Origin of the sequence: Lysinibacillus sp. IITD104 (genome assembly GCF_036698265.2) — a bacterium.
Classification (GTDB): Bacteria; Bacillota; Bacilli; order Bacillales_A; family Planococcaceae; genus Lysinibacillus; species Lysinibacillus boronitolerans.
In genome coordinates this window covers 3672490-3697679 of sequence record NZ_JBAHYH020000001.1, presented here as the reverse complement: position 1 = coordinate 3697679, position 25190 = coordinate 3672490, and the positions used below count along the sequence as shown (strand labels likewise).

Sequence of the window (25190 nt, the reverse complement as noted above, 5' to 3'; positions counted from 1 at the left end):
CCCTACATAAAGTAGGGCTTTTTTAGCGTCAAGATGCGTTTATGATTGTTTATAAGCTAAATTTTAATTGTTATTTTATCCTCAACAATTATCTGAAATAAAATCTTCACTTTTTTTCTAGCGAGTCAACATGCTCAGCAGTAGGTTTACCAGCTTTTAATAAGACTTTACTGCCTAGAAGGAAAAATCCTTGGATGAAGAGTAATAGTCCTGTACCGATGAGTAGCCACTCAATAGCAATAATATCAGCTATTGGCCCGAAAATTAGCATTCCTAAAGGCATCATAGAGGTAGATATCATACTAAGAATGCCAAATACTCTTCCCATATAGTCACTTTCCACTTTTTCTTGTAATAACACCGTTGCAGGTGTATTAAAGATTGGCATGGCTATGCCAGTAATGGCCATGATTCCGAGGTACAACCAAAAAATAGGAATGACGCCGAGAGCCATTGTACAAAGACCAAATAACAAAGCAGATAATGTCATTGTATGCACTTTATTTTTAAAGCCACCCCATGTTGCGATTGCGATACCACCGATTAACATCCCAATGGCAAAGGCCATTTCGATGGCAGTCAAACGCCATACATCATTGCCAAAAGTTCGTGTAACTTGTAAAGGCGTTAAAAAGGCAGCAGGTGCAGCAAGCAGCATGAAAAAGGCAAAGAACAAGAATAATTGTTTCAAGAAAGCATGCTCTTTAATATAGATGAAGCCTTGTTTCATATCACTAAAATAGCCTGTTGTTTGTGGCTGATTAGCTTTTGCATGTGCAGGGATATGCAGAAATAATAAGAAGATAGCGATGGCAATAGCCGCTGTTGTCACATCAATAAAGAAAATGGATTCAATAGAAGCCATCGTTAACAATGCACCACTTGCCATAGGTGCAAGAATCATGATGAAGGCTTGAATACTACTATTTGCACCATTGACCTTCATTAAATGCTCTTCAGGCACAAATTGTGGCAAAATTGCGCCCACTGCTGGTGTTTGAATACCTGCACCAACTGCGCGTACGGCTGATATAACAAATAGTAGCCAGAGCTCATCATAGCCGATTAAAAATAAAATAGCTAGAATCAGCGTAGATAAGGCAATCATTCCATCTGCTAAAATAATAAGCCATTTACGGTTATAGCGATCTGCCCAGACACCAGCAATAGGTGCTAAGAAGAAGGTTGGTAAAAAGCCGCAAATGATCGCGATGGTCATCATGCTGCCTGATTGTGTTGTAAGTGTGATATACCATGTAATGGCATATTGCACAAGAGCAGAGCCAAAAAGTGAAATCGTTTGACTACTTAAAAAAAGTATTGTGTTACGTTTCCAATGTTCCAATTTCGTCATCCCTTTCTAACAGTAGTGCCTGTGTGGAAAGTAAAAGACAACACAAAAAAAGAGGGGAGTAGAAGTCCCCTCTTTTCCAGTATTCCTAAAACAGACTAGACCTAATTCCATTTCCCTTGCACAGCAGGCAAAGTGTACACATATTTAATTAATAAGGTGAAATCGTAGTCTAATTGAAGCTGTCATTTGGAATACCCTCCGTTCTATATAAGTTGTGTTGATTGTAGCATAAAGTTCATCGATGCGTAAAGAATGAAATAAGCAAAAAATAGGTTGAATTTAAAAATATGGAAATTGTGAAATGAATCTCATAAAATGAAACGCCATGCATCTATATTTATCGATTTCTTTAAAGGAAAAGTACTATTCATCGTCTTTTCAGTAGTTTTTTATACATATTTTGAAACTATCGGGAACGTTTGTTAGAGGTGAAACTTATTATCTGCTTGCATTGATTCCGATAAAGTTGCTTCGGAGACGTGCATATAGCGAGTACTTGTCATATACTAAAATAGAAAAATAGCAAATGGAGGAAATATGAGAAAGAAAAATAGTAAATGGAAGATCTTAACTTTAGTCGCGATGATTTTTGTGTTATGCCTATCGACAATCCCTACAAAGACTGCCATGGCAAGCACGACACAGCCAAAAAGGGAGATGAGGGCTGTCTGGATTTCAACCGTTCTTAATCTTGATATGAAAGCAGGTATGACGAAGGAGCAGTACACGGCTTGGACACGCCAAACTTTGGATCAACTAAAAGCCAATAAATTCAATACTGTTATTTATCAAGTAAGACCAACAAATGATGCAATGTATGCCTCTGATCTAGCGCCATGGTCATCTTACATAACAGGCAAAAAGCAAGGCACGAATCCAGGCTACGATCCTCTTGCGATCATGATAGAGGAAAGTCATAAACGGGGTATGGAGCTGCATGCATGGATGAATCCTTATCGTGTAACAATGTCTGGACAAAAACTGACAGACCTTGCTGCTGATAATGTGGCTAGAACACATCCAAATTGGGTTATCAAATACGGTAAGCAATATTATTTAAATCCTGGTTTACCAGAAGTACAAGACTATTTAGTTGACGTAGTAAGAGAGCTAGTAGCTAATTATGATATTGACGCAGTGCATATGGATGATTATTTTTATCCATATAAAGTTGCTAATGAAGTTTTTCCAGATCAAGCAGCTTTTAAAAACTATGGTGCTTCCTTTAAAAAGGTGGAGGATTGGCGACGAGATAATGTCAACCGTCTTGTAGAAAATCTTTACACGGCCATTAAAGACACAAAGCCATATGTCCAATTTGGTATTTCACCATTTGGTGTATGGCGCAATAAATCACTAGATAAAACAGGAAGCGATACAAGGGCTGGTGTTAATAATTACGATGATTTATATGCAGACGTCAGAACATGGATTCAAAATGGCACAATTGATTACATTACACCACAAATTTATTGGTCAAGAACATTATCTGTTGCGAAATATGGAACGTTGTTAGATTGGTGGAGCCATGAAGTGCAAACCTACGCAACAACACACCCTGTGCATCTATACATTGGGCTTGCTGATTACAAAGTTGGCAATGATAGTGATGCAGCATGGAAAAATAAAATGGAGCTACCTAGTCAAATACTAGCGAATCGTTCGGAAAAGGTAGCGGCTGAGGGGCAAATGCATTTCTCCTTAAGAAGCTTTCAAAACAATAAACTAGGCTATGCAACGATTGTTAGTCAACAATTATATAATTACACAGCACTGACACCAGAAACAACTTGGGATGATGACACAGTGCCGAACGTGCCGACTTTTGTGCAAGTGACAAAGGAAGCGGCAGGTCGTAAGATAGAGATTATAGACGAAAATGAAACACAACCACGCAAGTATGTCATTTATCGTTTTACAGGAAACAAAGAAGGCTCTTATGATGACCCTCGAAATATAGTGGATGTTGTTTATAATATGGATGGATTCACTAAATTTGTGGACAAGTCAGCTCTTGCTAAGCATAGCTATACATACGGCATTAAGGCTGTATCTGCTACAGGTGTGGAAAGCAAGGAAGCTTTTGTAGTGAAAGAAGATTAATAAAAAAAACAGCCACTCACATGCAATGACTGCATGAATGGCTGTTTTTTTATTAATTTTCTTCAATATCTTTACGGTTTTTCTTTAACATTTTAGATAGCATTTCATAAACAATTGGTACAACAACGAGTGTTAATAGGGTAGAAGATAATAAACCGCCAATTACAGTAATAGCTAAGTCTTTGGAAATTAATCCACTACCGCCAGTACCAAGTGCCATTGGAATCATAGCACCAATAGTAGCGATGGCTGTCATCAGGATAGGACGTAAACGTGTTGCTCCAGCTTCAAGGATTGCTTCACGCATGGCAAGACCATCATGTTCCATATGAATGATACGGTCAACTAATACGATGGCATTTGTTACAACGATACCAATCAACATCAATAGACCCATCATGACAGATACAGAAATAGTTTGCCCTGTAACGAATAAACCAATGAATGCACCAATTACTGCGAACGGTAGTGAGAAAAGAATAGCGAACGGAGCTAAACCTTCTCCGAATGTTACCACTAAAATGAAGTAAACAATGGCAATGGCTGCTAACATCGCAATACCAAGCTTAGTGAATGTTTCTTGCATATCTGCAGCAACACCAGCAACACCAAGTGTTACACCTTTTTGTAAATCTAATTTATCAATTTTTTTATCAGCAGCAGTAGTGGCTTTTGAAATATCGTCACCGATAATCGTACCAGATACTGTTGCAAAATATTCACCTTTTGAACGAGATAATGAGTTAAGTGTTGTACCTTCCTCAACATCTACTAATTCTCCGATAGTCATTGTTGTACCCAATGCTGTTTTAATTTCAGTGGCTAAGACATCATCAAGTGAAGTCGCAGCTGCTTTAGCATCGCGTTGAACGATGACATCGATATCTTTACCATCGTTTTTCACGGTAGTTAATATTTCTTGTGATGTATTTGAATTTAATGCCATCACGATTTGAGCTGTCGTTAACCCGTATTGAAGGACATTTTTTTGTTCAACTTTTAGCACATGCTCTACATATGGATCTTCATTATCAGATTTAATATCTTCTAAGCCATCCACTTCTTTTAGAGCGCCCTCTACTTGCTTCACAGCATCTCGAAGTTTATCTAAATCATCACTATACAGTGTATAGCTGACTTCGTTTGATGACATCGACATAGAAGTGAAGTTTTGAGACTTCCATTCTCCTGATTGCCCGATGTTAAATACATAGTCTTCAACCTCATCACGAGCTTTAGGGAAGTCTTCCATATCCGGATCAAAGATAAGGTACATTAAGGCACCGCCAGCACCTCCACCCATCATCATTGCTGATGGATCGACATTCTTCGCATCTGTAATGGAAACTTGTAAAATATCAACATCTTTACGTTTCATTAATTCTTTTTCTACTTTTTCAACATTTGCTGCCGTTTCGTCAGCCAGCTCTCCCGTTGCAGGCGTATACGTTAAGTACATAACTTTTTCTTCTTGTGAGCCCATAAAACTAAAACCAATAAGTGGTGTTAATGCAAGAGAACCAACAAGTAAAAGAATCGCAAGGACAGATGTAATAATTTTGTGATTTAATACTTTTTCTAAGACACCTTTGTACCAGGTAGCAAGTTTACCAACTTCTTTATGTTGGCTTTCAGTCTTCTCACCGTATAACTTTTTACGGAATAAGAAGTGAGATAAAGCAGGTACGATTGTGATCGCAACTAATAACGATGCACCTAATGCAAATGTCATTGTAAGGGCAAATGGCATGAATAATTCGCCTACCATACCACCTACGAAAATAAGAGGAGCGAATACAGCGACCGTTACCAATGTTGAAGAAAGAATTGGTTTGAACATTTCAATTGTTGCTTCGCGAATTAGGGCACGACCTGTAAGTTTTTCTTGTTTTAAGTGAATTCGTCGGTAAATATTTTCTACAACTACGATTGAGTCATCGATAACACGACCGATTGCGACGGTAATCGCGCCGAGGGTCATGATGTTTAAAGTAATATCCATCCAGTTTAATAGGAGTAATGCCATGAAGATAGAAACTGGGATAGAAATAATTGAAATAATCGTTGATTTGAAATCACGTAAGAATAGTAAAATGATTAATACGGCAATTGCGCCGCCAAAGACTGCTTTTTCGATCATTGTAAATACAGAATCTTCAATTGGGGCACCTTGGTCAAGAGAGATCTCTACGTTTAAGCCGTCTAATCGTTTTTCCTCATCCTTCATAAGGTCTTTTACTGCATTAACAACTGTTACCGTATTCGCATCTTGGCCTTTTACGATTTGAATAGCAATGGCATCTTGACCATTTGTACGTGAAACAGATTGCACTTTACCTTCTACTTCAATTTTTGCAATATCACCTAGACGAACGAAAGGTGAAGGATTTGTAGCTGAAGGTGTAACTGGAATTAATAAGTCTTTCAGTTCATCCACTGATTTTACCTTACCATCTACTGAAACGGCTTGTTCCCCGACAGTAAATTGATATAAACCAAGTGACAGTGACATATCACTTGCCTGAATCATTTGTTTAACAGTTTCCTCTGTTAAACCAAGTGCTGCCATTTTTTCTTCATCGTATTTAAACGATACTTGTTCAATATGCTGACCTGTTATGGTAGCAGATGCAACACCATCAATCTTTTCGATTTTAGGCAGTAAAACTTCTTCTACTGTTGAAGTTAAATCAACAATATCTTCCTTAGAGCTACTTACAGATAAAGCGACTACGGGCATCATGTTCATGCTGATTGCCATAATAGTAGGCTCTTGAGCACCTTCAGGTAGTTTAAGATTATCTAAAGCTGCTTCTAATTGACGTTTTTTCTCATCCATATCAATTCCATAGTCGTATTCCACTTGAACTTGTGCTACGTTGGAAGAGGAAGTTGAGTAAACAGCCTTCACATCTTCTAAACTTTCTATGGATTTTTCGAACGGAATGGAAAGTTCATTCATGACTTGTTCAGGCGTTGCGCCAGGATATACGCCCATGACAATTAAATACGGGATCGAAATATCGGGTATCGATTCCATTTTCATCCTAGTACCCGAATAAATACCAGAGACAGTGATGATAATTGTTAATAACCACACTGCCAATTTGTTCTTTAATACGAAATTAACTAAACTTTTCACCTTCACACCTACCCTTTATTGACTATCTAAATTCAATTATTTATACTAATGACTAATCGGTCATTTGTCAACGAAATGCATTAGGAGAGAGTTAAAAATATGTTAAAAAAGCAATTAATTATGGAGAAAGCGTTAGAACTGTTTTCTGAACAGGGTTTTGAAGCTACGTCAGTACAACAAATCACAGAACGCTGCGGGATTTCTAAAGGTGCATTTTATTTATCCTTCAAAACCAAAGATGAGCTTGTTATATCTATGGTTGATTACTATTTACAGCAGTTTATTACAGATGTTGACCAAGTAGTCAGAGGAACGTATAACAAAGAAACTGTTTTGGTTGAATTTTATAAAAGTATTTTTCAAGCATTCAAAGACCATTCTGCATCTGCACGTGTATTCTTTAATGAAAAGGTCTTTTTAACAAAAAAAGAGCTATTTCATAAAATAACAGCGTATGAAGCAGAAATGTCGAAATCAATTCTCTATATGCTTGAGCAGCTTTATCAGGATCAATTAAAAGAAATGAAATATGATGTAATGTACTGCATAAAAGGATTTATGAAGAGCTATGCTGAGCTTTTTATTTTTTCAGATATGCCACTTGATTTAGAGCAATTAGCTAAATCTTTAGCAGAAAAGACAGATATTATTGCCCATCATACAACCATTCCATTTATTACAGCAGATCTTGTGCCGTTTATTGCAAAGCCGTGTGAGGAAGACGTGTCAAAAGATGCTTTACTACAATTATTGGAGCAAAATATAAATCATACTGAGGATTCTATAGAAAAAGAATCCATTGAGTTGTTAAAGCAAGAAATAGAAAATCCTACTTATGGTAAAGCAATCATTAAGGGGCTAATTGAAAATCTACGTTTAGACCCAGCGTATCATTGGATTGCATATGTAACTGCAAAATACTTTAATATTTGAACTCTAGGATAGAATTGTTCACGTTTGGCGGTGAACAATTCTATTTTTAATGGTTTTTATCTATGGATGGAGGCATAGATTGCAAGGCCTCTAACGCACTTGCAAAGGGTTCTTGAATCCATAATAGGCGCTCAAGAAAATCTTGGACTTCGATTGGTAATTTTAATTCCTGCTGCCAAGCTTTCTCTTTTTTCTTGCTTGGCTTGTAGTCTGAGTATAGTAAAAATAATAAAAAATGGCCGACAAAATAAAGATCACTAATATGATTTTCGGCACGTTTTGGATTTTCAATCGTAGAGATATCGATTAGCTTTTGATAAGTGGTAGCTAGACCAAAGTCAATAATATGCAATTGCTGACCTACTAACAATATATTCGGAATCCGTAAATCGCGATGTACAATACCATAATTGTGTAACTGTACAATTTGCTCTAATAATTGCTTTGTAATAGCAAGGGATTGAGCAATTGTAAATTTGGCACCATTCTGAAAAATAAGCTCCTCAAAAGTTTGCCCATTGACATAGTCCATGATAAAAAATGGACTGTCTGAAATTGTTCCTGCTGAATGGATGGTAGGAACATAGGGTAGTGAAAGTTGCTGGAGTATGTGAATTTCTTGTTGAAATTTATGAATGGTTTTCTGGTGGTGACGATGTTTGGGTCGCAAGCATTTTAAAACAAATAGACTTGCTGACGAGCAATTCTCAATTAAATACGTACGACCATATGAGCCATAGCCAAGGAATTTTTTAAAAGAAAAATCGGGATGTTCGGCTATGTAAAGTTCTACAGCCTGGTCAAAACTTTTTTCGGAAATTCGTTTCCACCACATTAGCTACTAAAGAAACTCATAGAGCTGAAAAAACTGCGTGAGCTTTTACGAGAGCTACGCTTATAATGCTTGTGACCATAATAATTATGTCGCTTTGAATATCTGCTACGGCTACTTGATGAAGAATGATGGCGTTTGGATTTACTATTAAGTAAGGAATGAAGAATTTTATCTAGCATAAAAACGCTCCTTTTTGATGTTGTTATTACTATATACGCAAAAATAAAAAGGAGGTTTCAAAAATAAAAAAGAAACTATGTAAAATTTACATAGTTTCTTTACGAGGTTAAACCTCCATAATAATCGGTAAGATCATTGGACGGCGTTTTGTTTTTTCGAATAGATAAGGTCCCAAAACGTCTGTAATTTCATTCTTCAATTCTGTCCATTGAGGAGTCTTGCTTTGAATTGTTTCATTCAGATGACGGTTTAACATTTTTTGTGCCTCATTGATCATCGTACCTGATTCACGCATATAGACAAATCCACGTGAGATGATGTCAGGGCCAGAAACAATTTTTTGGTTTTCCATATCAACACTTACAACTACAATCACTAAACCTTCTTCAGAAAGAATACGGCGATCACGTAACACGATATTACCGATATCGCCAATACCATTGCCATCAATGTAAACATCTCCTGAAGGAATACGGCCAGCTACATGTGCTTCATTGGCACTTAGTGCTAGAACATCACCATTTTCCATAACAAATGTATTGTCTAGTGGAACATCGCAATCTTCAGCTAGGTGTGTATGCATTTTTAACATACGGAATTCACCATGGATAGGCATAAAGAACTTAGGCTTCATTAAACGAAGCATCAGTTTTTGTTCTTCTTGAGATCCGTGACCAGATGTATGAATATTGTTTAATGCACCATGAATGACTTCTGCACCTGCACGGAACAATAAATTAATGATTTTATTAACACTCACGGTATTACCTGGTACTGGTGAAGAAGAAAAGATAACTGTATCGCCAGGCTGTATTTGAATCTGACGATGTGTCCCGTTGGCAATACGTGACAAGGCAGCCATTGGTTCACCTTGAGAGCCTGTACATAAAATCATCACTTCGTTTGCAGGAAGTCGATTGATGCTTTGAGCATCAATAAATGTATCCTTTGGAGCAGTAATGTAACCTAGCTCACGACCAATCGTAATAGCATTGTCCATTGAGCGACCAAAGACAGCAATCTTTCTTCCGTATTTTACGGCTGCGTCTGTGGCTTGCTGTAAACGGTGAATATTTGATGCAAAGGTAGCAAAAATAATACGGCTATCCACCTTACGGAAAATCTCGTCGATACTTTTTCCAACTGTGCGCTCTGACATTGTGAAATTAGGCTTTTCAGCGTTAGTACTATCAGATAGTAAGCAAAGTACGCCATCACGTCCGATTTCAGCCATCTTTGTTAGGTTGGCTGGTTCACCCACTGGTGTAAAGTCAAATTTAAAGTCACCTGTGTGAACGATATTACCAGGTGGTGTTTTAACAACAATTCCATAAGCATCAGGAATACTATGTGTTGTTCTAAAGAAGCTAACAGATGTTTTTCTGAATTTAATAACATCCTCTTCTTTAATTTCAATGAGTTTTGTTGTACGTAGCAAGCCATGTTCTTCTAATTTATTACGTAATAAGCCAAGTGCAAGCTTACCGCCATAGACAGGGATATTTACTTGACGTAAAAGGTATGGAATACCCCCAATATGATCCTCATGCCCATGGGTAATAAACAGTCCTTTGATTTTATCGACATTACGTACTAAGTACGTGTAATCAGGAATAACATAGTCAATGCCCAGTAAGTCGTCTTCTGGAAATTTTATACCGGCGTCAATTAAGATAATTTCATCTTGAAATTGAACGCCATAAGTGTTTTTGCCGATTTCGCCCAGTCCGCCGAGCGCGAAAACAGCTGCTTGGTCATTTTTAACAAACTTCATGTTTGTTAAATTTCCTCCAAGACGAAGTTCGGGCTTGCTTGTTCGTACTCTAAGTAGTTACCCTCAAGCAGTTGAATGAACTCGATGTTATAGTTTCGGTCTTTTAGCTTTTCACGTACTTCACGTTCTGAAGTAGCTTCTAGGTATAGACTTTTAGTATTTTCGCGAACTGGAATCTCATTTGCATTTTCTTGATAATAAACTTTGTAAATCATAGTTTGCTCTCCTTTAATTGCGTACAATTTTCTTGCACCTTTGACTACTACCACACACGTGCTACAAGAAAACAACGAATTTCTTTTATTGAAGAAATGTACGTTTGTAATACTTGTATCTCAATGCTTCAGATGTGCACTATGTTATAAAATTGTATAGGAAGTAGTGAGACAGTGGTTGCGTATAGCCAAATAAATGCATTTCCTTTATATTATCACGCACTTCCTCTAAAATAAAGAAAAGCCCTTCAAATAATGAAGGGCAAATGTTAGGCAATTGATTTTTTTCCGAGTACGCCGCGAAGTTGCTTCAATAATTTTCGTTTGAGTTTCTTCAGCATGGCACATCACTCCTTAGGATCATTATAATTAAAATTATTGTCTATGTAAAGTCATTTAGCTTGAAAGGATAATATTTATGGAAAGGGTTAATAGAATGAACAAAATTTTATTTTTTGATGTCGATGGTACTCTCTATAACAGTGAAAAAAAGTTACCTTCATCTGCAAAAGAGGCACTTTTGACAGCACGACGTAATGGTTATGAATTGGCAATTGCTACTGGTCGAGCACCATTTATGATTGAGTCATTGCTAGAAGAATTAGAGATCGATACGTATGTTACCTTCAATGGCCAATATGTTGTCTATAAAGGTGAGGTTGTCTATACAAATGGGATTGCGAAAGATGAACTAGCTAAAATTATTGCCTTTGGTGAGGCGCGTAACGAACCGGTAGTGTTTTTAGATGATAAACGGATGATTGCCTCAGTTGGCGATCATCGTATGGTAGCTGAAAGCTTAGATACTCTTAAATATCCGTATCCAGAATTAGACTCATCTTATTATATGCAGAACAATGTATATCAAACACTTATTTTTATGGAAGAAAAAGATGAACCTTTATATAATGAAACATTCCCAAATGTTCAATTTGTACGTTGGCATCGTTATTCTTGTGATATTTTGCCAAAGGGAGGTTCGAAGGCTGCTGGTATTGAAAAGGTGCTTGAAAAAATGGGCATCACTTTACAAGATGCCTTTGCTTTTGGCGATGGCATAAATGATATTGAGATGCTACAGGCAGTTGGGACAAGTGTTGCTATGGGAAATGGCCATGAGCGAGTGAAGGCAGTTGCTCATCATATTGCAGACCATGTAGACGAGGATGGTCTCTCTAAAATAATGCGTAAGCTATCCATTATTTAAAAATGAAAAACAACTAGTTGTGAAATTTACAACTAGTTGTTTTTTATTGATTAATGGTCTATGCCATATTGACGGTTTTTATTTGAACACCTTTTTCCGAAAAATGTTGAATCGTCTTTTTGGATAGTGCGTCATCTGTGATAATGACATCTACGTCATCCACTGGACAAACTTGAATCGCTACATCTTTATTAAATTTTGAGGAATCTGTAGCTACGTAGACTTTTTGAGAGATGGAAATAATTTGCTTTCTAGTAATCGCTTCATCCAAGCTAAAATCAGATATGCCTTTTTCAATTGAAACGCCACTAGCGCAAATAAAAGCTTTATTGATATTAAGATGCTCGAAGCGAAATAAAAATTCATTTGATGTCACTGATTTTTCAGAATGGCGTACTTTACCCCCAAGCAGTATAACCTCAATGTTAGAGCCGATTAGATCAAATGCTACAGGTAGTGAATTTGTCACCACTGTTAGTTTTTCCTTGTCCAATAAAAATGGTGTCATTTGATAGGTAGTTGTTCCGCTATCAATGAAAATACATTCCCCATCTTGAACGAGCGAAGCACATGCTCTGGCAATGGCGATTTTCTCTGTTAACTGTTCGTGAAGTCGGTGATCAATTAGTCCTTCTACTGGCTCAATATATTTAACGCCCCCATAAAATTTTTCAATTTTTTTGTCTTGCATCAACTGTTGGACATCACGACGGATCGTTTCCATTGAAACGTTAAACTCTTTTGTAAGTGTTACTAATTTTACTACCTTATGTTGACGTATAAACTGCAAAATTTGGTGTTGCCTTTCTATCATATACATTTCATCACCTCTACTAGATATTTACTCAAAATAATCATAACTTTGTCAACAGTTGGTCAGAATTTACTCAACATTTACACAAATAAGCATTTTCCTTTACAAATAGTCTCTATACTGAAGCTAAGAACTGAGTGAGGTGACCCAATTTGTTAGAGCTAAAAAATATCTCAAAAAGCTATAAAAATAAAAAAGTTTTAGTAGATATCAATGTAACCGTCGAATCAGGTGAGATTATTTCTTTGCTAGGACCGAGTGGCTGCGGTAAAACTACTTTGCTTAATATCATTTTAGGACTTGTAGATCCAACTGCTGGTCAGCTTGTCTACAATGGACAAGATATTTCCAAGCAATCAATGCAAGAAAGAGGATTTAATATAGTGTTTCAGGATTTTGCGTTATTTCCTCATTTAAATGCATACGACAATATCATTTATGGATTAAAAAATAAAAATGTGAAAATGTCCAAAGAGGAGATACAAGAATACATTGATTTTTTAGAGCTAGCTCCTCATTTGCATAAGAAGATTCATGAATTGTCTGGTGGGCAAAAACAACGCGTTTCCATTGCAAGAACACTCGTGATGCAACCTAAAATTCTATTATTAGACGAACCACTAAGTGCACTAGATGGCGTTATAAAGGAATCTATAAAGGAACGTATTAAATCCATCGCCCGTGAATTTAATTTGACGACGATTATCGTGACACATGATCCGGAAGAAGCCCTTACCTTATCGGATAAAGTCATCATTATTAATGAAGGTACAGTTGCTCAATTTGGCACACCTCATGAAATTGTTACAGCGCCAAAAAATCAATTTGTAGAAGATTTTATCTTAAGGCAGCTTCATATTAAGCGACATAACATCTATCAATTGTTTGGAGAAACATATGCTTAAAACGAATAAAATAATGAAATTAATTTTTCTACCGATTCTACTATTTTTTCTATTCTTTTTAATTGTGCCATTGCTTTATATGTTTTGGCAGTCATTCAAAATAGGCAATGTCGTTACCACTCAAAATTATATAGAAGCTTTACGGAATATCGAAATTCGTGAAGCTTTTACGAATAGTTTTAAAGTTTCTTTTGTAGCATCAGTGATTACAACCATTTTAGCCTTTTGGTTGGCCTATGCTGTTCATTTTACTACGATGCATCTCCATACAAAAAAGCTAGTTCAAATTGGAATTACCTTGCCGATGCTACTGCCAACCATCACCTATGGCTTTGTATTGATTTATACATTTGGGAATCAAGGAATTCTAACAAAACTAGTGGGGCAGCCTCTTTTTACAATCTATGGGTATAACGGCTTGGTGATCGGTTACGTCTTATACACATTACCAGTTGCTTTTATATTAATGCAAAACTCCATGCAATATATCGATAAACGTTTTTTACTTGTTTCAATATTAATGCATGATCAGCCAATGCGTCGTTTTTATCATACCGTATACCGTCCTATGGTTGGGACAATTGGCGGGGCATTTATTTTAACATTTGTTTTAAGCTTCACAGACTTTGGAATCCCTGCATCGGTTGGTGGCAATTACAGGGTAATAGCTACTGAACTTTACCAAGCTATGTTAGGTTCCATTGTGCATTTTGAACGTGGAGCAGTCATTTCAGTGTTAATGCTAGTACCTGCTATATTAGGTGTTGTCATGCTAACGATTTTAGAGCGCTTCAATTTTCAATATAAACAGGTTGGGCAAAGTGAACTTGTAAAGCATCGTTTACGAGACGCGCTATTTACAATTTATTCAATTCTCTGTGTAACAGCTGTATGTATTATTTTTTCAACCATGTTTATTGTGCCTTTTACCAAAGGCTATCCGTACGATTTCAGCTTTACATTAGAGCATGTTCAAAATGTACTCGCAGAGAAAGATTTAACAAAGGTTTACATCAATTCTCTCATCGTAGCGGTTCTAACAGCAATATTAGGTGTGGGCATAACATTTATGTCGGCGCTTCTTAATACAAGGACACCATTAAAGGGAAGAAAAAGCTTAGATGTAACTTCTATGATGACAAATACAGTTCCAGGTATGGTACTTGGATTATCCTACTTATTTTTCTTTAATGGAAGTTCTTTAAAGGGTACTTTTCTTATCATTATCGCATGTAATATCGTGCATTTTTTTACGACACCTTATTTAATGGCGAAAAATTCATTGCAAAAAATGGATCCTACGTGGGAAGTGACAGCTGAGCTGTTAAAGGATTCGTGGTTAAAAACCGTGATACGAATTATTTTACCGAATATTAGGCCAACGATTTATCAAATGTTTAGCTACTATTTTTTAAATGCGATGGTTACAGTCAGCGGTGTTATTTTTCTTGTCAGCACAAAGACAATGCTTGTATCGACAAGGATAAAAGAGCTACAGCATTTCGCAAAGTACACCGATATTTTTGTTTTATCGATATTCATTTTATGTACAAACCTCATTGTGAAATTAGGTTGTGATTATATAGCAGCACATAAAGAAAAAACGGAGGAGATTACAAAATGAAGAAGTCAACAGGCAGGATGTTAGGGACAGTAAGTGCAGCAGCAGTCGTTTTAGCTGCATGTGGAGGAGTAGCAGCAGATTCCAAAGAGCAAGTCATCATTTATTCAAATGCTGATGATGAAGCTATTGAAGTGATGGAAACTACATTAGATGATAAAGGCTATAAAGGTAAGTATTTAATCCAGTCGTTTGGTACTTCTGAGTTAGGTGGCAAAATGATGGCGGAAGGGACAGATATTGAAGCAGATGTTGTAACAATGGCTTCTTATTTTATAGAAAGTGCACAAACCTCAAAATCCATGTTTGTGGATATTTCTTCAGACTTAAAGCCTCTTGATGGGAGTGTTACGTATGCATTACCGATTTTAGGCAATGTAGGCTCTATCTTTATTAATACAGAGGTATTACAACAAAAGGGGCTATCTATTCCGAAATCCATTAAAGATTTGACAGACCCTGCTTATAAGGATTTAGTGTCATTCCCAAACATTATGGACTCCTCAACAGGGTGGCTTCTAGTACAAGCTATTATAAAGGAATATGGTGAAGAGGAAGGGAAAAAAGTTCTAGCAGAGTTAATTAAAAATGCAGGACCACATATTGAAAGTTCAGGCTCTGGCCCTATTAAAAAGGTGAAAACAGGAGAAGTTGCTGCAGGCTTTGGTTTACGTATCCAAGCTATTGATGCCAAAAACGAAGGGTTACCGATTGATTATATTGACCCGACAGAAGGAAATTTCACTTTAACGGAATCTGTAGCTGTTGTAGACAAAGAAGGTGAGGAAGCATTAGCAAAAGAAATTGCAAAGGTAATTGCAACAGAGGCTCGTGATGGTCTTCTAGAGCAATATCCTGTAGCTCTATATGAAGGAGAACAAGTAAAGGACGAGCACGTTCCTACCTATTTGAAAAAATGGGATACTACCTTAACCGTAGATTTATTAGAAAAACACCAAGCCTTCTTTAAAGAAGCACAGCGATAAGGAGTTATAGCAGATGAGTAACCATAAATTATTGACGCCAGGTCCACTGACAACAACTGAAGCAGTGAAACGAGAAATGTTAAAAGATCGTTGTACATGGGATGACGATTATAAAAATGTGACACAAGTGATTCGTAAGCAACTCTTAAAATTAGCAAAAGTTGATGAAGCTGATTACACTACGGTACTAATGCAAGGAAGTGGAAGCTTTGTAGTAGAGTCTGTACTAACAACAGCAATTGGTGAAAATGATAAGGTGCTGATACTAACAAATGGTGCTTATGGTGAAAGAATTGTTGAAATGGCCAAAGCCTTAAAGTTACAGCATGTTGTTTATAGTGCTCCTTATGATGAACAGCCCTCCTTGTTAGAAGTTCAATCCTTCCTTGAAAGAGATAGGAGTATTACTCATGTAGCTCTCGTACATTGTGAGACGACTACTGGTATTTTAAATCCTATTAAAGAAATTGGGGAAGTTGTTCATTCGTTCAACAAAACGTTTATTGTGGATGCCATGAGTAGCTTTGGAGGCGTACCAATGGATTTATCAAGCTTGCATATTGATTTTTGCATTAGTAGTGCCAATAAATGTATTCAAGGTGTTCCAGGGTTTGGATTTGTTATTGCGAATACAAGAGCTCTAGAAAAATGTAAGGGACAAGCTCGAAGTGTTGCATTAGATTTGTATAATCAATGGGAGGTGATGAAGCAAGACGGGAAATGGCGTTTCACTTCACCTACACATGTAGTGGCTGCTTTTGCGAAGGCACTTGAAGAATTAATTGAAGAAGGTGGCATTCATGCTCGCTATAAGCGCTATGCGTATAATAATCATCTACTTCGCTCTCGCTTATCAGAGCTAGGATTGAAAGCGTATATTTCGGAGGAGCTTCAATCACCAATTATCACAACATTTTTATTCCCGCATAAAGAGTTTTCTTTTGAGCATTTTTATCAAGAAATGAAAAAGGCAGGTTTCGTTATCTATCCAGGTAAGCTTACGGATGTCGATACATTCCGAGTTGGCAATATTGGTGATATTCATGAGGATGATATGCTTGCATTATGTGAGGTTATTGAAAATTATATGGTGGTGAAAAACAATGAAAATTGAGACGGTAATTTTGGACTGGGCAGGCACAGCAGTTGACTTTGGTTGCTTTGCTCCTGTAAAAGTTTTTTTAACAATTTTTGAGGACGCTGGTGTTACAGTTACACTAGAAGAGGCTCGTAAACCAATGGGTATGCTGAAAATTGATCATATCCGCACTATGCTAGAAATGCCAAGAATTAAAGAAGAATGGCACCGTGTACATGGACAACCCTTTACGGAAGAAGACGTGCATGTATTGTATAGTCATTTCGAAACAAAATTAATGGAGTCTTTAGCGACTTATACAGATCCTATCCAGCATGTGAAAACAACAGTACAGCAATTAAGAAAAGCAGGTATTCATATAGGCTCTACAACTGGCTACACAACTGCAATGATGGAAGTAGTGACAAAGCATGCGGCTGACAAGGGCTATCAACCTGATTTTCTTGTAACACCTACACAGGTAGGCGATAAAGGGCGACCATATCCATATATGATTTTTAAAAATATGGAGGCGTTAGGATCGCAAGCGACGAAGCAAGTTGTGAAGGTTGGCGATACAACATCTGATATAAAAGAAGCCTTGAATGCAGGTGTTTGGGCTGTTGGCGTAATTATTGGAAGCTCTGAAATGGGCCTTTCCGAAGAAGAATTCCGTTCTCTATCTTCAGAAGAGCAGCAACAAATCATAACGAAAACAAAATGTATTTTTGAAGAAACTGGCGCTCATTATACAATTGAAACAATGGAGGAGTTGCCAGCGTTAATTGAGACGATCAATGCTCGTTTAAATGTGGATAGACAATTAGAATATAAATAAAAAATAACCTCGGCAGATAGTACTAACTGCCGAGGTTGTTTTTAGTCGCGCTCATATGGGATTGAATCTGGTATTTCCGCAAACGGATTCTTTTCATTGATGCGGTCATAAAACATAACGCCGTTTAGATGATCTAATTCATGCTGAAAGGCAATAGCTGGCAAGCCCTTAAGGCGCATTTTTTTCTCTTCACCATCAATTGTTTTAAATTTTACTGTGATGCGTGCATGGCGAGGTACATACCCAGGAATATTACGATCAACAGAAAGACATCCTTCTCCTGCTGATAGGTATGTGTTTTCAACAGAGTGGCTAACGATCTTTGGATTAATGGCTACAAAGCTTAATTGTTCACCAGCCTCATCTTTTAAATGAAGGGCAAACATACGCTGTAAGCTATTTACCTGATTAGCAGCCAAACCAATTCCACTACGTAAATTGTATTTTTCTGCCACTTCAGGGTCTTGGCTGTTGATTAAATATTGAAGCATATCCTCAGCAAGCTTTCTTGTTTCATCAGTTAAAGGGAATTTAACTTCCTCTGCTTTTGTGCGTAAAGTCGGATGACCTTCGCGGATAATATCATCCATTAAAATCATATAGTAATCTTCCTTTCAACTTTGTAGTGCTTATTAATAAGTATACATCACGTTTTCGTACAATCCCATGAAAAAAGACCTTATTTGAATATACTCAAAAAATTTTTCTAATGCTATTAGATTTTCGAGAATGGGGTATTCTACTAGGGGAAAACCTATTGGAAAACGTAACAGTTGTATGGTGTGAGCAAGGTGTTGTAATACAGAATTTGAATATTAGTAATACAGTATAGGACAGCGGCGTTTGATTGTTATTCTAGAAAAAATCTTTGTATATAGCAGTAATAGATGATTGACCGACAGTATTTTATTCAGTATACTGAGTGTCAAGAATAAGTTGTACTAGTTAAAAAGGTGATTTATTTTAATACAGCTGAAAGGGAGATGTGACAAATGAGCAAGAAAAACAATAATATTTTTGATGCTAAACAAACGCTAACTGAAATCGAAGATAAGTTTGAAATGTTTCAAATTTTGAATGAAGAAGGCGAAATTATAAATAAAGAGGCAGATCCGAAATTATCAGATGAGGAACTTGTTGAGTTAATGACGCGTATGGTTTACACACGTATTTTAGATCAACGTTCAATCTCATTAAATCGTCAAGGCCGTTTAGGCTTCTATGCACCGACTGCTGGTCAAGAAGCTTCACAACTTGCTTCTCACTTTGCATTAGAACAAGAAGATTGGATTTTACCAGGTTATCGTGATGTACCGCAAATTGTATGGCATGGCTTACCTCTTGAAAAAGCATTTTTATTCTCACGTGGTCACTTCATTGGGAACCAGGTTCCTGAAGGTGTAAACGTTTTAGCTCCACAAATTATTATCGGTGCACAGTATATTCAAGCTGCTGGGGTGGCACTTGGTATTAAAAAACGTGGGAAAAAAGCTGTTGCAGTAACTTATACAGGTGACGGTGGATCTTCTCAAGGGGACTTCTATGAAGGCATTAACTTTGCAGGTGCATTTAAATCTCCAGCAATCTTCATCGTACAAAATAACCAATATGCAATCTCAACACCTCGTGAATTGCAAACAGCTGCTAAAACAATTGCACAAAAAGGTGTAGCAGCAGGTTTACCAAGTATTTTAGTAGATGGAATGGATGCGCTTGCAGTTTATGTAGCAACTCGTGATGCTCGTGAGCGCGCGGTTAATGGTGAAGGCCCAACATTAATTGAAACAATGTGTTACCGTTATGGTCCTCATACAATGGCTGGGGATGACCCAACTCGTTACCGTACTTCTGATACAGATAATGAATGGGCTCAAAAAGATCCTCTAGTTCGCTTCCGTAAATACCTAGAAGCAAAAGGTATATGGGATGAGAAAAAAGAAGAAGCAGTTATTGAGCGAGCAAAAGAAGAAATTAAAGAAGCAATCAAAAAAGCAGATGCTGCTCCAAAACAAAAAGTAACAGAGTTAATGGAAAATATGTATAAAGGCGAAATGCCATCTAATCTAAAAGAACAGTATGAAATCTATAAAGAGAAGGAGTCGAAATAACCTATGGCACAAATGACGATGATTCAAGCAATTACAGATGCACTTCGCACAGAATTAAAGAATGATGAAAACGTTCTTGTATTCGGGGAAGATGTAGGTGTCAACGGTGGGGTATTCCGCGCGACAGAAGGCCTACAAAAAGAATTTGGGGTAGACCGCGTTTTTGATACACCATTAGCAGAATCAGGTATTGGTGGCTTAGCAGTTGGCCTTTCTCTTCAAGGATTCCGTCCAGTTCCTGAAATTCAATTCTTCGGATTCGTTTATGAAGTAATGGATTCAATCAGTGGCCAGCTAGCACGTATGAGCTACCGTAGTGGTGGCGTATACAATGCACCAGTAACAATCCGTTCACCATTTGGTGGTGGTGTGCATACACCTGAGATGCACTCAGATAGCTTAGAAAGCTTAATGACAGCACAACCAGGATTAACAGTTGTTGTTCCATCAACACCATATGATGCAAAAGGTTTACTTATTTCTTCTATTCGTAATGACAACCCAGTTATTTTCTTAGAGCATTTAAAACTATACCGTTCATTCCGTGAAGAAGTGCCTGAGGAAGCATACGAAATTCCACTAGGAAAAGCGGATGTAAAACGTGAAGGTACTGATTTAACAATTGTTGCTTACGGTTTAATGGTTCATGAAAGCTTAAAGGCTGCAGAAGAACTTGAAAAAGAAGGACATTCTGTAGAAGTAATCGACTTACGTACAATTCAACCAATCGATGTTGAAACTATTATTGCATCAGTTGAAAAAACAGGTCGTGCAATCGTTGTCCAAGAAGCTCAAAAACAAGCAGGGATCGCTGCAAACGTAGTAGCAGAAATTACAGAGCGTGCAATTTTAAGCTTAGAGGCTCCTGTTCTTCGTGTGGCTGCACCAGATACTGTGTACCCATTCCCACAAGCTGAAGGTGTTTGGTTACCAAACTACAAAGATGTAATGGAAACAGCGAAAAAAGTTTTAACATTCTAATAAAGCTTCTAAACTTGAACAACAGTAAATAGAAAGGATGGGTACACATGGCATTTGAATTCAGATTACCGGATATTGGCGAGGGTATTCACGAAGGCGAGATTGTGAAATGGTTCGTTAAAGCTGGAGATACAGTAAAAGAAGACGATATTCTTTGTGAAGTACAAAATGATAAAGCGGTAGTAGAAATCCCTTCACCAGTTGAAGGAACAGTAGAGGAAGTTTTAGTAGGAGAAGGAACAGTTGCCGTTGTTGGTGATGTTTTAATCCGATTTGACGCACCTGGCTATGAAGACTTAAAGCTAAAAGGTGACGATCATGCTGAAGCAAAAACAGAGGCACAAGTTCAAGCAACTGCTGAATCTGGTCAGAACGTAGAGAAAGCTCCTGCTAAAGAGGAAAAGGCACCAGAAAACGCTCCTGAAAAAGCTACAGAAAAAGTGGAGACAGTAGTTGATGAAACTAAACGTGTGATTGCGATGCCTTCTGTACGTAAATTTGCCCGTGATAACGATGTAAATATCCGTGAAGTGAAGGGTACAGGCAAAAACGGTCGAATCCTTAAAGAAGATATTGAAAACTTCTTAAAAGGTGGCGGCACTGTAGAGGCCGAAACTGCAACTATCGAAGCATCAGAAGAAACAGTTCAACAAGAAACGTCTGCACCAGCAGCACCAGTAGTTCTTGAAGGGGATTTCCCAGAGACTCGTGAGAAAATGTCAGGTATTCGAAAAGCGATTGCAAAAGCAATGGTACACTCGAAACAAACGGCTCCTCATGTTACACTAATGGATGAAGTCGATGTAACAGCTCTTGTAGCACATCGTAAAAAATTCAAAGATATCGCTGCTGAAAAAGGTGTTAAATTAACATACTTACCATATGTAGTGAAAGCACTTATTTCAACTTTACGCGAGTTCCCAGAATTTAATCGCTCTTTAGATGATGCAACACAAGAAATTATCCAAAAGCATTACTATAACATTGGTATTGCTGCAGATACTGAAAGAGGCTTACTAGTACCGGTTATTAAGCATGCAGATCGTAAATCTGTATTTGCAGTGTCTAATGAAATCAATGAATTAGCGACGAAAGCCCGTGAAGGGAAGCTAGCACCACATGAAATGAAAGGTGCTTCCATGTCCATTACGAATATCGGCTCTGCAGGAGGACAATGGTTCACACCAGTAATTAACCATCCTGAAGTAGCAATTCTAGGTATTGGTCGAATTTCAGAAAAACCTGTAATAAAAAATGGTGAAATTGTAGCCGCACCTGTGTTAGCATTATCATTGAGCTTTGATCATCGTATGATCGATGGAGCCACTGCGCAAAATGCTTTAAATCACTTAAAGCGTTTGTTAAGTGAGCCAGAATTATTATTAATGGAGGCGTAACAAAAATGGTAGTAGGAGATTTCCCAATCGAAACAGATACTCTTGTCATTGGTTCAGGTCCTGGAGGATATGTAGCAGCAATTCGTGCAGCTCAAACTGGCCAAAAAGTAACAATCGTTGAAAAAAATGTACTTGGTGGTGTGTGCTTAAATGTAGGTTGTATCCCATCAAAAGCATTAATTTCAGTAGGTCACCGTTTTGAGCAAGCTAAACATTCAGATGACATGGGAATCATCGCTTCTGATGTGAAATTAGACTTCTCAAAAGCACAAGCATTTAAAGACAGCGTTGTTAAAAAATTAACTGGCGGTGTTGAAGGCTTACTTAAAGGGAACAAAGTTGAAATTGTACAAGGTGAAGCTTATTTCGTTGACGCTCATTCAGTGCGTATCATCAATGGTGAATCTGCTCAAACTTACACATTTAACAATGTCATTATTGCAACAGGTTCTCGTCCAGTTGAAATTCCAACATTCAAATTCACTGATCACGTATTAAATTCTACTGGTGCACTTTCTTTACAGGAAGTTCCTGGTAAATTAGTTGTTATCGGTGGCGGTTATATTGGTACAGAGTTAGGATCTGCTTACGCAAACCTTGGCTCTCAAGTAACAATTATTGAAGGCGGAAAAGATATTTTAGCTGGCTTCGAAAAACAAATGACACAAATCGTGAAAAAAGGCCTTAAAAAGAAAGGCGTTGAAATTGAAGTTAACGCATCTGCAAAAGGCGTAGAAGAAACTGAAAACGGCGTTGTAGTAACTTATGAAGTTGGCGGAGAAGAGAAAAAAGTTGAAGCTGATTATGTATTAGTAACTGTAGGTCGTCGTCCAAATACAGATGAAATGGGCCTTGCTGAAATCGGAGTTGAATTCGGTGAACGTGGTCTAATCAATGTTGACAAACAATGTCGTACAAATATTCCAAACATCTATGCAATTGGTGATATCGTTGCAGGTCCTCAACTTGCACATAAAGCATCTTACGAAGGTAAAGTTGCTGCTGAAGCAATTGCTGGTGAAAAATCAGTAGTTGATTATCTTGCTGTACCTGCTGTATGTTTCACAGATCCAGAAATGGCGACAGTTGGTTACAACGAAGAACAAGCAAAAGCAGAAGGCATCGAATACACTGCAGCGAAATTCCCATTCGCAGCAAATGGTCGTGCTCTTGCATTAAACCAATCAGAAGGTTTCGTGAAGCTTGTTGCTCGTAAAGAAGATGGCTTATTAATTGGTGCTCAAATCGTAGGTGCTGGTGCATCTGATATGATCGCTGAAATGGGCTTAGCGATTGAAGGCGGCATGACTGCTGAGGATATTGCATTAACAATTCACGCTCACCCAACATTAGGTGAAATTACAATGGAAACTGCTGAAGTATTACTTGGCAACCCAATCCACATTGTAGCAAAAAAATAATTTGAATAAAGGAGTGTAGTTAAAGCGGATGGATCATTCACTTAACTACACTCCTTTTTATTAGCTCTGGTTCAATTATTTACACGTATTGTCCTAATCATACCTTTTTATAGCTGGTCGGGTTTTGATGACGGCAAAGGATAAGGATGTTGTATAGGGTACTGTACATGAAATAATGTCAGAGGAGAGAATACAGTCGTTTTTTGGTATAGAGCTAAAAAATACTATATGAGGATGAAAACGATTAGTAGAAACGATGGTGCCTCGTGCATTAGGTGCAGAAAAATAAGAACGAAATAATAGTTAGCATGTAGTTAGAAAACACAATGATAAGTAAAAAGTAGCTCCTTATGGAAAAAATTCCGTAACACTATTGCCATCAAATATTTATTCTATCATTTACAAGTTCCTTTGATTATTCTGAATAATCGATAAATGCTATAATGATAGCATTGTAGAAAGTAAGGAGGATTTAATAATGGAGCTTAATTTAACAGGGAAAGTAGCAATTATAACAGGATCGAGTAAAGGGATTGGCTATTATACAGCCATGCAGCTTGTTAAAGAGGGTGCAAAGGTTGTACTTTGCGCTCGTGGTGAAAAACAACTACAAGTGGCTGCTGGATGCATAAAAAATGAAACAGGCGTAGATGTTTTAATTGTTCCAACTGACATTACAAAAGAAAAAGATTGTAAATATCTAATCGAGCGTACTGTAGAACATTATGGACGTGTTGATATTCTTATTAATAATGCAGGTACAGCTTCAGCGAATCCCTTTGAAACGGTGAGTAGTGAGCTGTGGCAGGCAGATTTAGATCTAAAGGTATTTGGAGCTATTCATTGTTCAAAATATGCAGCTCCATATATGCGTAAGGCTGGGGGCGGTGCAATCGTTAATGTGACAGCGGTGATGGCGAAAACGCCACCTGCAAGCTCACTTCCTACTACTGTAAGTCGTGCTGCTGGTCTTGCCTTGACAAAAGCGATGAGCAAGGATTTAGGGAAGAATAATATTCGAGTAAACTCTGTATGTATAGGACTGATTCGTAGTGATCAAATTGAAAAGAAATGGAAAAAGGAAGAACCCAATTTATCGTGGGAAGAATATTCTCGTAAAGTGGGGCAAGCAATTCCGCTTGGTCGTGTAGGTGATACGCAAGAAGCAGCAAACGTTATCACTTTTTTAGTATCTGATGCGGCAAGCTATGTTACAGGAACAGCTATTAATATTGATGGCGGCTCTGGTCACGCATTATAGGAAAAAATAAAAATCCACTATATGGGAATTATGTATA

20 protein-coding genes are annotated in these 25190 nt (G+C 37.5%); 13 read left to right on the top strand and 7 right to left on the bottom strand.

The window, feature by feature from the left end; all coding sequences use genetic code 11:
* Positions 1–106 precede the first annotated feature (106 nt).
* On the bottom strand, positions 107–1354 hold the full coding sequence (locus V1L66_RS18785) for an MFS transporter (protein ID WP_048391958.1): 1248 nt from the start codon (positions 1352–1354) through the stop codon (positions 107–109).
* 537 nt (positions 1355–1891) lie between these two features.
* Between V1L66_RS18785 and V1L66_RS18780 the strand changes: the two genes are divergently transcribed.
* Positions 1892–3457, top strand: coding sequence for a family 10 glycosylhydrolase (locus V1L66_RS18780; protein ID WP_333006615.1), 1566 nt, complete (start codon positions 1892–1894; stop codon positions 3455–3457).
* A 52-nt stretch (positions 3458–3509) separates the two neighbouring features.
* Here the strand turns inward: V1L66_RS18780 and V1L66_RS18775 are convergent, their stop codons facing one another.
* Entirely contained in the window at positions 3510–6599 is a 3090-nt protein-coding gene (locus V1L66_RS18775; RefSeq protein ID WP_333006614.1) for an efflux RND transporter permease subunit, read from the bottom strand.
* 99 nt (positions 6600–6698) lie between these two features.
* Here V1L66_RS18775 and V1L66_RS18770 point away from each other — a divergent pair, with 99 nt between their 5' ends.
* A complete protein-coding gene (locus V1L66_RS18770; protein ID WP_004224709.1) occupies positions 6699–7532 on the top strand; it encodes a TetR/AcrR family transcriptional regulator in 834 nt (277 codons plus the stop codon).
* 46 nt (positions 7533–7578) lie between these two features.
* On the opposite strand, the gene V1L66_RS18765 is transcribed toward V1L66_RS18770, so the two are convergent.
* The 3 genes from V1L66_RS18765 to V1L66_RS18755 form a co-directional block, all read right to left on the bottom strand.
* Positions 7579–8367, bottom strand: coding sequence for a protein kinase domain-containing protein (locus V1L66_RS18765; RefSeq protein WP_333006613.1), 789 nt, complete (start codon positions 8365–8367; stop codon positions 7579–7581).
* 286 nt (positions 8368–8653) lie between these two features.
* Positions 8654–10321, bottom strand: a complete 1668-nt coding sequence (rnjA, locus tag V1L66_RS18760) for a ribonuclease J1 (RefSeq protein WP_004224711.1) — start codon at positions 10319–10321, stop codon at positions 8654–8656.
* A 5-nt stretch (positions 10322–10326) separates the two neighbouring features.
* Entirely contained in the window at positions 10327–10536 is a 210-nt protein-coding gene (locus V1L66_RS18755; protein ID WP_004224712.1) for a DNA-dependent RNA polymerase subunit epsilon, read from the bottom strand.
* A gap of 436 nt (positions 10537–10972) precedes the next feature.
* Here V1L66_RS18755 and V1L66_RS18750 point away from each other — a divergent pair, with 436 nt between their 5' ends.
* Positions 10973–11743, top strand: coding sequence for a Cof-type HAD-IIB family hydrolase (locus tag V1L66_RS18750; protein WP_054549831.1), 771 nt, complete (start codon positions 10973–10975; stop codon positions 11741–11743).
* Between the two features lie 58 nt (positions 11744–11801).
* On the opposite strand, the gene V1L66_RS18745 is transcribed toward V1L66_RS18750, so the two are convergent.
* On the bottom strand, positions 11802–12557 hold the full coding sequence (locus V1L66_RS18745) for a DeoR/GlpR family DNA-binding transcription regulator (protein ID WP_115673847.1): 756 nt from the start codon (positions 12555–12557) through the stop codon (positions 11802–11804).
* A gap of 152 nt (positions 12558–12709) precedes the next feature.
* Between V1L66_RS18745 and V1L66_RS18740 the strand changes: the two genes are divergently transcribed.
* Genes V1L66_RS18740 through phnX form a run of 5 tightly spaced genes read left to right on the top strand, consistent with a single transcriptional unit; the run spans position 12710 to position 17985 of the window.
* Positions 12710–13462, top strand: a complete 753-nt coding sequence (locus tag V1L66_RS18740) for an ABC transporter ATP-binding protein (protein WP_048391952.1) — start codon at positions 12710–12712, stop codon at positions 13460–13462.
* Positions 13455–15086, top strand: coding sequence for an ABC transporter permease subunit (locus tag V1L66_RS18735; protein ID WP_333006612.1), 1632 nt, complete (start codon positions 13455–13457; stop codon positions 15084–15086). Before V1L66_RS18740 ends, V1L66_RS18735 begins: the two co-directional genes overlap by 8 nt.
* Positions 15083–16069: an extracellular solute-binding protein gene (locus V1L66_RS18730; RefSeq protein WP_328023710.1), complete on the top strand. Its 987-nt coding sequence runs from the start codon at positions 15083–15085 to the stop codon at positions 16067–16069. Before V1L66_RS18735 ends, V1L66_RS18730 begins: the two co-directional genes overlap by 4 nt.
* A 13-nt stretch (positions 16070–16082) precedes the next feature.
* A complete protein-coding gene (locus V1L66_RS18725) occupies positions 16083–17183 on the top strand; it encodes a 2-aminoethylphosphonate--pyruvate transaminase (protein ID WP_333006611.1) in 1101 nt (366 codons plus the stop codon).
* Entirely contained in the window at positions 17173–17985 is an 813-nt protein-coding gene (gene phnX / locus V1L66_RS18720; protein ID WP_036077045.1) for a phosphonoacetaldehyde hydrolase, read from the top strand. Before V1L66_RS18725 ends, phnX begins: the two co-directional genes overlap by 11 nt.
* 41 nt (positions 17986–18026) lie before the next feature.
* Here phnX and def read toward each other — a convergent pair whose 3' ends face one another.
* Positions 18027–18584: a peptide deformylase gene (def, locus tag V1L66_RS18715; protein ID WP_016995004.1), complete on the bottom strand. Its 558-nt coding sequence runs from the start codon at positions 18582–18584 to the stop codon at positions 18027–18029.
* 393 nt (positions 18585–18977) lie between these two features.
* Here def and pdhA point away from each other — a divergent pair, with 393 nt between their 5' ends.
* The 5 genes from pdhA (at position 18978) to V1L66_RS18690 (ending at position 25153) form a co-directional block, all read left to right on the top strand.
* The gene (gene pdhA, locus V1L66_RS18710; RefSeq protein WP_258859607.1) at positions 18978–20093 is read left to right on the top strand and encodes a pyruvate dehydrogenase (acetyl-transferring) E1 component subunit alpha; all 1116 of its coding nucleotides are present in this window, start codon (positions 18978–18980) and stop codon (positions 20091–20093) included.
* Between the two features lie 3 nt (positions 20094–20096).
* The gene (locus tag V1L66_RS18705) at positions 20097–21074 is read left to right on the top strand and encodes an alpha-ketoacid dehydrogenase subunit beta (RefSeq protein ID WP_004224734.1); all 978 of its coding nucleotides are present in this window, start codon (positions 20097–20099) and stop codon (positions 21072–21074) included.
* A 47-nt stretch (positions 21075–21121) separates the two neighbouring features.
* Complete coding sequence (locus V1L66_RS18700) at positions 21122–22471, top strand: dihydrolipoamide acetyltransferase family protein (protein ID WP_016995005.1); 1350 nt, start codon at positions 21122–21124, stop codon at positions 22469–22471.
* Positions 22472–22476: 5 nt separating this feature from the next.
* Complete coding sequence (gene lpdA / locus V1L66_RS18695) at positions 22477–23892, top strand: dihydrolipoyl dehydrogenase (RefSeq protein ID WP_333006610.1); 1416 nt, start codon at positions 22477–22479, stop codon at positions 23890–23892.
* A gap of 478 nt (positions 23893–24370) precedes the next feature.
* Entirely contained in the window at positions 24371–25153 is a 783-nt protein-coding gene (locus tag V1L66_RS18690) for an SDR family NAD(P)-dependent oxidoreductase (protein WP_016995007.1), read from the top strand.
* Positions 25154–25190 lie beyond the last annotated feature (37 nt).

Excerpts from the sequence above, each read along its gene's own strand:
- def (WP_016995004.1), bottom strand. The coding sequence starts at position 18,584 with ATGATTTTAATGGATGATATTATCCGCGAAGGTCATCCGACTTTACGC.
- V1L66_RS18780 (WP_333006615.1), top strand. The coding sequence starts at position 1,892 with ATGAGAAAGAAAAATAGTAAATGGAAGATCTTAACTTTAGTCGCGATG.
- phnX (WP_036077045.1), top strand. The coding sequence starts at position 17,173 with ATGAAAATTGAGACGGTAATTTTGGACTGGGCAGGCACAGCAGTTGAC.
- V1L66_RS18770 (WP_004224709.1), top strand. The coding sequence starts at position 6,699 with ATGTTAAAAAAGCAATTAATTATGGAGAAAGCGTTAGAACTGTTTTCT.
- pdhA (WP_258859607.1), top strand. The coding sequence starts at position 18,978 with ATGAGCAAGAAAAACAATAATATTTTTGATGCTAAACAAACGCTAACT.
- V1L66_RS18705 (WP_004224734.1), top strand. The coding sequence starts at position 20,097 with ATGGCACAAATGACGATGATTCAAGCAATTACAGATGCACTTCGCACA.
- V1L66_RS18755 (WP_004224712.1), bottom strand. The coding sequence starts at position 10,536 with ATGATTTACAAAGTTTATTATCAAGAAAATGCAAATGAGATTCCAGTT.
- rnjA (WP_004224711.1), bottom strand. The coding sequence starts at position 10,321 with ATGAAGTTTGTTAAAAATGACCAAGCAGCTGTTTTCGCGCTCGGCGGA.
- V1L66_RS18785 (WP_048391958.1), bottom strand. The coding sequence starts at position 1,354 with ATGACGAAATTGGAACATTGGAAACGTAACACAATACTTTTTTTAAGT.
- V1L66_RS18730 (WP_328023710.1), top strand. The coding sequence starts at position 15,083 with ATGAAGAAGTCAACAGGCAGGATGTTAGGGACAGTAAGTGCAGCAGCA.
- V1L66_RS18725 (WP_333006611.1), top strand. The coding sequence starts at position 16,083 with ATGAGTAACCATAAATTATTGACGCCAGGTCCACTGACAACAACTGAA.
- V1L66_RS18690 (WP_016995007.1), top strand. The coding sequence starts at position 24,371 with ATGGAGCTTAATTTAACAGGGAAAGTAGCAATTATAACAGGATCGAGT.
- V1L66_RS18735 (WP_333006612.1), top strand. The coding sequence starts at position 13,455 with ATGCTTAAAACGAATAAAATAATGAAATTAATTTTTCTACCGATTCTA.
- V1L66_RS18765 (WP_333006613.1), bottom strand. The coding sequence starts at position 8,367 with ATGTGGTGGAAACGAATTTCCGAAAAAAGTTTTGACCAGGCTGTAGAA.
- V1L66_RS18750 (WP_054549831.1), top strand. The coding sequence starts at position 10,973 with ATGAACAAAATTTTATTTTTTGATGTCGATGGTACTCTCTATAACAGT.
- lpdA (WP_333006610.1), top strand. The coding sequence starts at position 22,477 with ATGGTAGTAGGAGATTTCCCAATCGAAACAGATACTCTTGTCATTGGT.
- V1L66_RS18700 (WP_016995005.1), top strand. The coding sequence starts at position 21,122 with ATGGCATTTGAATTCAGATTACCGGATATTGGCGAGGGTATTCACGAA.
- V1L66_RS18745 (WP_115673847.1), bottom strand. The coding sequence starts at position 12,557 with ATGATAGAAAGGCAACACCAAATTTTGCAGTTTATACGTCAACATAAG.